Raw genomic sequence first — 10,562 nt, 5'->3', positions numbered from 1 at the left:
GTATCCAGAGATTTCTGCGAAAGTTTAGGGGTGCAAGAAAAGATTTCTAATGGAGGGAAATGGAGCTAACGAGGCATTTGCCAGCCCTTGGCATCGGCGCCTAGAAAGGCTGAGCGAAAACGGTGCGCGACACGCAACCGGCCTGAAAAGCGAAATACCTGAAGCGCGCCGTATTCGATCCGTGAAGGTCTTCGATCAAGCCGCCCATTAAAACACCGTTGATCGGCAGACTTGGGATGAAAAATAAGGACCGGGCCTCCGGTTGCTCCGAAGGCTAAGTTCTTTTTAAAGTGTAAACAGTGTCGGAGCTGTCCTCATCTTGGTCATCAATAAGCTCAACTTTCTGCGGGGAAGCTAACCCGCGTATGAGGAACATCGACGAGGCGACAGGGCTCTCATCGTCTGAAACGAGGCAATCAGATCCCAAGACGTGGCTGATCCGAGCAGCGATACTCAAAAAATCGAGATCACTCGTGGCTCCACACAAATATATGAGCAGAAAGGTTGCGAACTCACCCGGTACTGAATCGCGGCGACACCATATTCTGGTTGTCTCATGAATGGGCGATGAATCTGCCATATCTTGCACTTCAACGCTGCCAACCGAAACATCATATGCTGCGGCCAGTGCGGATGCAATCCTATCATCTGGCACATAGTCACGAACAATCAATTCAAAATCTACTCTCAACGTGTATTCCCCCATTGCAGAACCTGCAAGGCCTTTGCCCTAGCGGCCGCATTTTGTTCCATTATTAACATTGCCCTGCCCATGTCAGCGCCCTTTGCAATTTCCGTCTCCAGTAATGCTCGTTCTTGATTTGCCATAATTTTCGCAGCCAAATCAGTGTCCCCATGTGTTTTATATACTTTGAAAGCGTTGAATTCAACGCGATCTAGTGTGACGAAACCTTCACCGGACACCGGATATACTGTCCCAGAATGATGGGAATATGTCCTGCCGTTTACGGTCACAAAGTCGCCATCATGATCACCGAGTCTTTTTCGGATAGTCGCCATGTCATCAATTACGTTTTGCCGCATACTTGGATGAATAACTGTGTTCGCCTCCTTAGTGACGGACTTCATGTCGATCTTGTCAAAATGGTGGCGCTTATCTGGAGATTTCGCATGCTCCGCCCATCCGGGTATTTTGTTCTTTACCTCAAATTCAATACCACCGTTGCCATGCACATTGTCTGGCAGCATGCGGTCTGGAGTGCTGTGGCCGGGCGCATGATTAATCCCTGACCGCAAATACTTATATGCAATGACTCCGGTAATCAAAGATCCTGCGGATCCTATTGCAGCTTCAACGCCAAATCCGCTTAGTGCATGGCTAACCTTATTGATTTCCTCAACTCTTTGCGAGTCTGCGTCGCTAACATTAAAAGCTCTCAGCGCTATAGTATCGGAAAGCTTATCGGTCAGGTAATTCTTCGTCGGGCCAAATATTTCGTCTCCCAAATAGGACAAGGCGGTCCTAGGAATCCCCCCTACTGCGATTTGCATCGCGAAGGCGGCGGCCTGTGCCTTCTTGGGACCTACCGTCTCGATAAGGTCTGCCATCGCGTTTTGAGTTATATCCAGAGCATTAGCCCCCGACCTTACAAAGTCGTTGAAGCCGCCACCTCGGCCATATACCTCGACTGTATCTCCGCCCATGAAGATTGGTCGCTTGGCAGCTACTTCGCTAGTAACTAATCGATCGGTAGAGGCCAACACGGGTTCGATGGCCGCCCGCTGATCCTTGAGTGACATATCCTCAAAGTTCACCCCAGCAGCATCTTGCACATTCCCCATCCCGGCGAAAAGTTGCACGGCACGCTGGACCTTTGGTCGATTCGCAAGAGCGGTCGCATCCTCAATGCTCAAAGACGGATCAGACTGCATTAATTTATCGCGAATCACATCTGTGCCGTTCTTTGAGAAGTTACTCAACGTAGCCGAAGTCGCGGCTTTCACCTTCTCCTGCTGAGTACTTCTTTGCACAGCCCCGGCGATACTGCTGCCAAGCGCATTGCCGAATGCATTTGGCCTGATGCAAAGTCGTACGCACATCGGCCAGAACGCCAGTAACGGCGGGCGGTATTGTAAGCGACGTCGCCTTGAAATGCTCGATTTTGAATTTTTGGGCGCCGATGTGCGGTTTAGGCGGCGCGGCGCCCGCAGGGCGCTGCGCTGGGGTTGGGTGTTGAAGTTGCGTTGCCCTTGACTGACTGACGGCAGCGCGCGGCCGTGGGCACCGCAGGTGCCTACGCCGTAGGGCTGACCGCTTGTTGCGCCCACAAGGCGCACATGCTGGCTTGGCAGCCGCGCAGGGGCGCGAGACATAACGCCTATTCTGTCAACCCGCAGGGCGCGGAGGCGCAGCCGGAGCGATCGACCCAAGGAACGAAGCGCAGCGTAGTGAACGGGGCGATTTGACAGAATGCGGCGTTATGTTAAAGCGCTCGCGCAGCGAGCGATTTACCCCGGAGCGGCTGTGCCTTTGCTGTAGTTGGCCTGACTGACGGCGAAGCGCGGCGGCAAGCGCCGCAAGGCGCGCGCCCTGTAGCCCGCGAACGAACCAAGCGTGGCTTTTGCCTTCCGAAGGCTGGCGGTATCGCGCAGCGACTGATGTCGTTGTTGTTTCGCGCGCGTCCGAAGTCGGGCTGTCAGCGTGTCCACCAACGCCAGCCTGGCGCGCAAGCTGCCGTGCCCCAAATGTCACCACTGCACGCCGAGCGGCTTGCGTGCCAGGCGGGTAAAGAGCTGCGACCGTGGCGTCCTGTTGGCGTGTCCCGTTACTGCGTAACGCGCCAATCAGATAGGCGTCAGCACTCGATCAAGAAGCGCCACTAGCGGCTCCAGCCTGCAGTTGTAGGCGGCGATGTTTGCGTCCAACCACTCCGCGCGGCTGATTAGTTCCCAGTCCAGCGTGTAGCCGGCATTGGCGCCGATCACTTCAAACAGCACGCGCTGGGCGCGTCCATTGCCGTCTCGGAACGGGTGAACCACATTGAGTTCGCAGTAGTAGTGCGCCAGCCGGGCGACGAACTGCTCGCGCGGCAGGCCCACGAGGTAATTCTCTTGCGCCAGTTGCCGGAAGAGTTTTTCCGCCTCAGGCTCCACCCGGCTCACGTTGGCGAAGCGGGTGCTGCCTTTGCTGATGTCGACCGACCGCAGCTCGCCGGCCCATTCATAAACGTCCTGGAACAGGAAGCGATGGATGTCGCGCAGGGCAGATAGGGAAATGTTGTTGAAGTCTGGATTGAACTGCTCGATGCGCGCCAGCGACAGCTTGATTTCAGCCGCTTCCAGGGTGGCCTCGTCGGTGAGGCCGAGCTTGTTGATCAGTACGTCGGAGCCGGGGTAGCAGTACTGCGTGTCGCCACCGGTACCGTACTTATCGGGCATGTTTAATCTTGGGCGCAGGCGCGGCCGGCGCAGGTTTGCGGGCAGGCTCCGGCGGTGGGGTCAGTCCTTCCAGGCGCAAGCTGGCACGGTAGTTCTTGGTGCGCATCTTCAGGAAAGCCTGGAGTTTCATTTCATTTGTCAGCATTGCAACATCCTCAGAGAGCGATTAGTCATTGTAGCGCACTCACCGGCGCTGGAAGTAAGCGTCCCATTCAGGCGAATCAGGCTTCATCGTGGCCAGAATGCGGTCGTCCTCGGCGGTGATGAAGCGCTCCAGGATCTCACGTTGCGTTACTTTGTTCCGGCGGGCCAGCCTGGCCAAGGCCAGCGAAGCCTCCGTGGTCAGCCAGGTGTTGAGGCGTCGTTCGCCGTTGCCGGCGGGGCCGGCGTTGTGGCGGCGGGCGCGGTACGCGGCCTGCCGCTGGGCAGAAGTAGTGCTCATGGTCGTGTCCTTGTCGTGTCGTTACTGCGTAACGCTTCCTCGCTGGCCTCGGCGTCCAGCGCGGCCCAGAGTGCGTCTGTGGCGTCGCCGGCAGCGGTTTGAGGGGTGGGGTCATCCGGCGCCGCCGGTGTGCTCCTGCGGCGCCTCTGCGCCCCTGGATGGGACGTCGCATGCACCAGCTGCAGCTGGCGGATCGCCACTTGGGCGTAGATCTGCGTGGTCGACAGCTCGGCATGCCCCAGCATGGCCTGGATGAAGCGGATATCAGCGCCGCCTTCCAGCATCAGGGTTGCCATCGTGTGCCGGAACAAGTGGCAGCCGCCATGCTTACCCACTTGCGCCTTGTCCACGTAACGGGCAATGATGGACGACAGCCACAGCGGCGACAGCGCCTTGCCCTCGGCGCCCAGGAACAGCGTCGGGTCGGCATGATTCCACACCAGCTGCGAGCGGGAGATATCCAGGTAGCGCAGGACCCAGTGCATGGCGCGCTCACCGAGCGGAATCAGGCGGTCCTTGCGTCCTTTGCCTTGCCGGATCAGCACCACGGCGCGCTCACCGTCGATGTCGCCGATCTCCAACTGGGCAATCTCCATGCGCCGCATGCCGGTGGCGTACAGTACCTCCATCATGGCCCGGTCGCGCAGCCCGATGGTGGTGCCCACGTCGGCGCCGGCCAGCACCCGCTCCACCTCGTCGATCGTCAGCACATGGCGCGGCAGGCGCTTGATCTGGCGCGGCAGCTCCAGCTCCGATGCCGGGTTGGCAGGCAGCTCGCCAGTCTTGGTCAGCCATTTGAAAAACACCCGTAACGGCACCAGCTTGCCGCGCTGGCTGGCGATCGACAGCGGCGCCCCGTTGGCCTTGCGGTAGTGGTACAGCCAGCGCTGGTAGCGTTCCAGGACGGCCTGGCTCACGTGCTGCGGGTGGGTGACGGCGCGCTCCTCGGCCCACACGATGAAGTCGCGAATATAGCGCTCCAGGGCATAGAGACTAGAATCGGTGGCGCCCAGCATGCCCCGATGTTCGATGAAGCGGCGCATGGCCGCGTACAGGCCGCGCGCGTCGCGCGGGTCGCCCACCGGCTTGAGAAAGCGCGGGCGGCGCGTGGTGACGACCCTCGGTTGCATGTCAGCCTGCGCTTATGACATGACCGGCGCCATTGGCATAGATATGCGCTGGCGCCTCGAAACCGGTGAAATCAGCCACCGCGCCCTCAACCACGGGCGTTTCGCCGGCCTGACTTGGGGCCAACTTGGGGCTAACTTGACCCTGACTTGAGGGTAACTTGCGCTCCTTTACCCCTGACTTGCGCCCGTCGTATCCGTCCAGATCCTCCGGATCGAGCAGGCCGGCCAGGCGCTTGCCCTCGTCGCCGCCGTCATACAGCAGCTCGTACTGCAGGTGGTGGCCACGGCCGCCCCCATGCACCAGCAGGTATTCCATTTCGCTCAAGCGGGTGCAATGGATCTTTAACTGGCCGTCGCTCCAGTGGGTGTGGGCGCGAATGTCGCGGCGGGTAAAGCGCACCTCACGCGGGCTGATCCCGCAGCGCTGCGCCATGTCCCGCACCATGCCGAACACCAGCGAGAGCAGGCGCCGAGTCTGGGGCGGCAGTTCGTCCAGCGTGCGGCCCAACACGTCATGCGCAATCTGGTTGGCCAGGGCGATGTCGTCGCGGGTGGCCTCGATGTAGGCCAATCGCTGGCCCCGGTGCTCCACCGTCCTGACCGGCCGTTGGTGCTGGTGCAGCAGGGTAATGGCCCGGATCAGAGTCAGATACTTGACGTGGTCGCGCCGCATGCGCGTCTTGTCGTCCATGAAGGTCAACTGGTCGGCATACGGGTTCACCACCAGCACCGGTTTTAAGAGGCGCTGGGCGTTCTGGTGCAGCGCCGTGATCGCCTCCTTGTCGTTGGCCGCCAGCAGACCCTCCAGGGTTTGCTTCATGCGCTGGCGGGCGTGGATGGCGCGGGTCTGCTCGCGCGACTCGTTCACCGTCAGCACCAGGCAGCGGTTCATCAGCTCCTCGTCCACGTCGATGGCCGTGGTGGTGAGCATCAACATCACCGGCCCCTTGACCCGATATTGCTTGGTCACCAGGTTGCCGCTGGCCTCGTCCTTGCCGGTGCTGGCCATGGTCAGTTCGCCATCGCTTTGCAAGAGCTTCAAGGCATACGCCGCCTGGCGCACGCCTTCCTCCTCGGCGATCGCCAGGATCTTGTGCTGCATGTCCGTCTCGCCCAGGTAGAACAGGCTCTGGCCCGTCATGGCGCTGTACTGCACCTTTTCCTCCGGCGGCACCATGGCCAGCACCGCGTCCATCAGGCTCGATTTGCCGGCCGCGCTGGACGACTGGATCAGGATCGCCAGCGGTGTGTCCAGCTTGCGCGACACAGCGGCCAGGTAGCCGGCCAGCAGGTTGTTGGTTTCGCCCACCACGCCGCAGCGCTCCATATCCAGGGCGATGCGCGCCACCAGGTCCGGCGCGCGCAGCAACTTCAGGGCGGTCGCTTCCTCCTCGGCGCCCAGCACCGGCATCGCGCTCTTCGGCTGCAGCTCCTGCCGGATCACCTCGTCCTGCAGCATTTCCAATTTTAAGAGCACGTGGCCAATATCCGTCTTGACCGCCTCGTCCGTCATACCCAGCTCGATGGCGGCCTGCCGGATGTAGGCGGCGCGCGCCCGCGCCGAGTACAGGTCCAGCGTGTCGACGTGGTAGGCGCCATCGGGCTCGCGGCGCACCTGCAGGTTGACCCGCATCTGCTCCGGCGACAGGTTCTTCTTCCAGCCGCGCACACGCCACTGGCGGTCGCCGTGCGGCAGCAACAGCTCGTCCGGTGCCGGCTCAAGCAAAGGCTCGGCGGCTAAAGGAAAAGACTCCACGGCAGCGGCCACCGGCTGCGGCGCAAGCTCCACCTGCTGGCCGGCCACACCGCGCCCGATCCATTCCGCCTGACGCAGCACCAGGGCCAGGCTTTGCCGGACCGGCTGCAGCTTGAGGGCATAGGTGTTGGCGTCCATCCCCTTGGGGAACAGCACCCGCAGACACTCGATGCCCTCGGCCATCAGCTCCCCGGCCAGCTTTTCGGCGGCGCGCTCGCCGGCATCGTCGCGGTCGTAGGCGATGAACACCCGCGTTACGCCGTAACACTTGAAGGCGGCCAGGATGTCCGGCGTAAAACCCTCGATGCCGTAGGCGGCCGTCACGTTGGTAAAACCGGCGCACCAGAAGGTCATGGCGTCGATCAGGGCTTCGCACAGAATCACTTCCTTGGTTTCGGCCAGCGCTTGCTCGTTCCACACGCCGCGGTGCGGGCCGGGCAGGTACAGGTGGGCCGGCGTGCCTTTGCGCAGGTTGTCGAGGATCTTGCGGCCGTAGATCTCCGTCACGTGGCCGTCCAGGTCGAACACCGGCACCACCAGCGAGCCGTTGAAGTGTTCATGCCCGCTCTCGCGGTAGATGCCCACCTTTTGCAGGCGGGAGCGGATCTGCTCCCCGGCCTGGCGGTTCTTCTCCGGCAGGCGCAGGCCCAGCGTGCGGTTGGCGTAGCCCAGTTTGAAGTGCGTGACCAGGCCGGGATGGTCCAGTCCGCGCGAACGCAGGTAGTCCAGCGCCTCCGGCGACGCCAGCAGGGTGTCGTGGTAGTAGCCCACCGTCTGGTCCAGCAAGGCTTGCTCGTCGGCGTCGAACGCCACCGGCGGCGGCAGGCTGCGCACCGTGTTGCGTTTGAGCGGCGCTTCGCCAGCGGCTAAAGAAGAATCCTCCTTCAGCAACTCCACGGCATGGCGGAACGACACGCCCCGGTGCTTCATCACCCAGTCGATCGGCCCGCCTCCGATCTGGCAGCCGAAGCAGTGCCACAGGTTCTTGGCCGGGGTCACCACCAGCGACGGCTCACCGTCGGAGTGGAACGGGCAGGTGCCGATGCGGTCTTTTCCGCTCTTGCGCAGGGCGATGCCGGCGGCCTCCACCAGGCGCTCGACCGACACCTCGCTCTTGAGCTGGTCGATCTCACTATCTGAAAAACGTGCCATGGAGTCGCCTTTGCGCCAAAAACCTGTCAAGGGGGTAAAGAGGAAAATAACTAAGTTGATTATTACTCTCAATACGAGTACAGTCAACTCTTGTTCTGAAAACGGGAGATAAGCTATGCACTCGGCACACCATCATTGGTTCGAGAACATGGCAGCAGACGACAAGGATTTTTTCGTGGCGCTGGGGCAGCGCATTGCGCAGCTTCGGAAGGAGCGCGGCTGGACGCAGCAGGAGCTGGCCGACAAGTTGGGCGTGGCCCAGCAAACCCTGGCCCACTACGAAGTGGCGCGCATCCGCATGCCGGCGTCGGTACTACCGCAGTTGGCCACCTTGTTCGCCACCAGCATTGATGAACTGGTGGGACTCGCCCACCAGCAGCAGCGCGGAGGCAAGCGCGGACCTGCCTCCCAGCTGGAACGCAATATCGAGCGCATCAGCGAACTCCCCAAGAGCAAGCAGCGCTTTGTCAATGAGATGCTGGAGACGGTGCTGGCCCAGGCTGGCGCCTAGGTCCTCCGTTAGCAGCTAAAGAAAAACCCCGCGCAAGGCGGGGTTTGGGGAAGCTATTTCTCTACAGAGAATAAGCAACGCTTGAGCACATCTATAAATACCCTGCCTCTTGAAAGACGGGGAAAAGCAACGCGTCAAGATTCTCATCTGCTATTCCCTGCGTCTTCCCTGGGCCTTTCCAGTGCCATACCAGTTGCACAGCCTCACCACTTAATTCCTCAAATTCCTCCATGAGGATTTCAGCAAGACGCCTGTTATTTATTGTGGGGTCAGCCGCAATGATCTGACGAAAGACCTCGCTTGGTTTCGCCCCAGTCAAAATTTCCTGCATCATGACAATACCTCTTCTATTTCGTGAAAATTACCGTTGTCGTTCCCAACCACGTTTTTGGTTCGCCGACCTTGGTGTACCCATATTTCGCAGCCATCTGACCAGTCCAAGTGTTCCTTGCTGCATCTTGAGCCGACATGGTCTTCAAATTATGCAGGTATTGCGCGGTATTGACACTATCCGTACCCTCTACCCAGGTTCCGCGAATAGCGTTTACAGTTACCTTTTCTTGCTCAAGGCGAATCATGGCACTCGCAAACATGTCAGTCCCAGATGCGTTCGACCATGATGTACCACCTTTAGCCGACCGAATATCAAATCCGAGCACTCCACCTTTATCGATAAAGACCTCAAGACCGTGAGTCTCAGGGTTACCGTACGACAGGAAGGCGCTGCCATTTTTCTGCGGCTTAAACACAAACTCGTCCGATACATCAATACGCGGTACTGGTCGCACTGGAGGGGTAGTTTGAGTCAGCGATGGACTGAGCCCATCAAAACTTGCGCGATAAGGCAAATCGGCATCAAGAGCAAAACGCATCTCTTGCTGCAAAAGTGTCAAGTCGGAGCGTGCACTGAGATTGATGTACTTCGAACCTGCTTGCGCCAAACCAGCCAGCCCCTTTGCAACCACATACTCAGTCGCCATCACCTGCATGCCTTCGTTCAAGCTCTTCGCCTGGACGGTCTCAAAGGAGTTCTCCCATCCGGGGAGCTTATCAACTGCGTAGGCAACGCCCGTTGGTCGATATACACATACGAGACCATTGTCGATCCAGCCATTTGCTGCATTATCTGCAGCGAGATTGAACCTAAATCGTTCCAGCTCACGTTGTGAAGCCATCGCTTCCTTAGCCCCCAACATATCTGGACTCAGCGCATCGCGCACCCGGAACTTAGCGTCAGATGCAAAGTCCGAAACTGCAGAAGACATTCGGCCAAGTGCGGATCTTGTCGAAGTCACGAGCGAATCGAATGGGCCTGCGGCAAGCAACCCGCCGTCCAAACCGCGTTCAAGTTCGGCTCGAATCCGTGCCTCTTCCTGACCCTTCGCCCAAGTGTACTTTTCGATCTCTGCGTCCTCACGCCCAGAGCGTTGCTGATCGGCTTCAATTTGCGCACGTCGAGAAGCATCCTTTCCAGCTTCAGCCAGGCTGCTACCCAGCGCATTGCCGAATGCATCTGCCGCGGTCTGGATCGCATTAAGCAGCGCAAGGCCTGAGCTGGCGGCAGCGGCTAAAGAAAAAAGCTCTCCCACCCCATCACTGGGGCTTAAGGAAGCTTTTTTTATTTCTAGCTACAACAATTGCCAGCTAGCCGGGGCTTATCGAAAAGAGAGCGGGCTACTTGTCGTGGCCAATCGGAGCCCTCCGCGTCCGGCAGGAGGCGCCAAATGCGATTAGCGCGATGTGCGAGTGAATGCATCAAATCCCACGTTCTCGAACCAAGTACGAATTACGCCGTCCGATAAATCGAACCGCCCAACGACCTCCATCGACCATTTCCCGCGTTCTCGGTCGAAGGTGCCGACATACTTACTAATATTGAGCTCCTCTTCAAAAGTAGAATGCCAAGCCACACTGATCTTCCCTTTGCGCCAACCAAAGCAGTCTAAGACTGGCGGCCATGCAAAATTTCCCATTGCCGCAAAGATCCGAATTTTTAGGCTCGGGGTCCAAGGAATTTGCTGCCACAGCTTGCCACCATCATCTGAATACATTAAGTGTTGGCTCTCAAATTTGACTATTCGTTCCTCACTAAGCGAACAATATGGGGGATTCTGCTCATGTTGGTTTTGACTCTCTTCCATGTTCCACTCCGGAGATAAATTCGTGCAGTAT

The 10,562-nt window shown here is 59.0% G+C and carries 11 protein-coding genes; 1 reads left to right on the top strand and 10 read right to left on the bottom strand.

Annotated elements, in window-relative coordinates:
• Window positions 1-274: 274 nt before the first annotated feature.
• The 7 genes from ASD07_RS31135 to ASD07_RS24350 form a co-directional block, all read right to left on the bottom strand.
• Window positions 275-706: a hypothetical protein gene (locus ASD07_RS31135; RefSeq protein WP_156398166.1), complete on the bottom strand. Its 432-nt coding sequence runs from the start codon at window positions 704-706 to the stop codon at window positions 275-277.
• Window positions 688-1,965, bottom strand: coding sequence for a hypothetical protein (locus tag ASD07_RS24370; RefSeq protein WP_229207273.1), 1,278 nt, complete (start codon window positions 1,963-1,965; stop codon window positions 688-690). The genes ASD07_RS31135 and ASD07_RS24370 overlap by 19 nt, the downstream gene beginning before the upstream one ends.
• A gap of 840 nt (window positions 1,966-2,805) precedes the next feature.
• Entirely contained in the window at window positions 2,806-3,399 is a 594-nt protein-coding gene (locus tag ASD07_RS24365; RefSeq protein WP_055936354.1) for a putative adenosine monophosphate-protein transferase Fic, read from the bottom strand.
• On the bottom strand, window positions 3,389-3,544 hold the full coding sequence (locus ASD07_RS31130; protein WP_156398164.1) for a YhfG family protein: 156 nt from the start codon (window positions 3,542-3,544) through the stop codon (window positions 3,389-3,391). Before ASD07_RS31130 ends, ASD07_RS24365 begins: the two co-directional genes overlap by 11 nt.
• A gap of 39 nt (window positions 3,545-3,583) precedes the next feature.
• Window positions 3,584-3,841 (bottom strand): hypothetical protein, encoded by a 258-nt coding sequence (locus tag ASD07_RS24360; RefSeq protein WP_055936351.1) that lies wholly within the window; start codon window positions 3,839-3,841, stop codon window positions 3,584-3,586.
• On the bottom strand, window positions 3,838-4,971 hold the full coding sequence (gene xerC, locus ASD07_RS24355; RefSeq protein WP_055936348.1) for a site-specific tyrosine recombinase XerC: 1,134 nt from the start codon (window positions 4,969-4,971) through the stop codon (window positions 3,838-3,840). The genes ASD07_RS24360 and xerC overlap by 4 nt, the downstream gene beginning before the upstream one ends.
• A gap of 1 nt (window position 4,972) precedes the next feature.
• On the bottom strand, window positions 4,973-7,879 hold the full coding sequence (locus tag ASD07_RS24350) for a CHC2 zinc finger domain-containing protein (RefSeq protein ID WP_055936345.1): 2,907 nt from the start codon (window positions 7,877-7,879) through the stop codon (window positions 4,973-4,975).
• 115 nt (window positions 7,880-7,994) lie between these two features.
• On the opposite strand from ASD07_RS24350, the gene ASD07_RS24345 reads away from it, so the two are divergent.
• Window positions 7,995-8,390, top strand: coding sequence for a helix-turn-helix domain-containing protein (locus ASD07_RS24345; protein WP_055936342.1), 396 nt, complete (start codon window positions 7,995-7,997; stop codon window positions 8,388-8,390).
• A gap of 91 nt (window positions 8,391-8,481) precedes the next feature.
• On the opposite strand, the gene ASD07_RS24340 is transcribed toward ASD07_RS24345, so the two are convergent.
• The 3 genes from ASD07_RS24340 to ASD07_RS24330 all read right to left on the bottom strand — a co-directional run bounded on the left by ASD07_RS24340 (window position 8,482) and on the right by ASD07_RS24330 (window position 10,531).
• Window positions 8,482-8,724 (bottom strand): hypothetical protein, encoded by a 243-nt coding sequence (locus ASD07_RS24340; protein WP_055936339.1) that lies wholly within the window; start codon window positions 8,722-8,724, stop codon window positions 8,482-8,484.
• Window positions 8,725-8,737: 13 nt separating this feature from the next.
• A complete protein-coding gene (locus tag ASD07_RS24335) occupies window positions 8,738-9,979 on the bottom strand; it encodes a hypothetical protein (protein ID WP_055936337.1) in 1,242 nt (413 codons plus the stop codon).
• 141 nt (window positions 9,980-10,120) lie between these two features.
• Entirely contained in the window at window positions 10,121-10,531 is a 411-nt protein-coding gene (locus ASD07_RS24330) for a hypothetical protein (RefSeq protein WP_057246802.1), read from the bottom strand.
• Window positions 10,532-10,562: the final 31 nt, after the last annotated feature.

The sequence above is a fragment of the Duganella sp. Root336D2 genome, assembly GCF_001425005.1.
Lineage (GTDB): Bacteria > Pseudomonadota > Gammaproteobacteria > Burkholderiales > Burkholderiaceae_D > Rugamonas.
The sequence above is the reverse complement of the archived record's forward strand: the minus strand, read 5'-3'. Positions and strand labels throughout refer to the sequence as shown.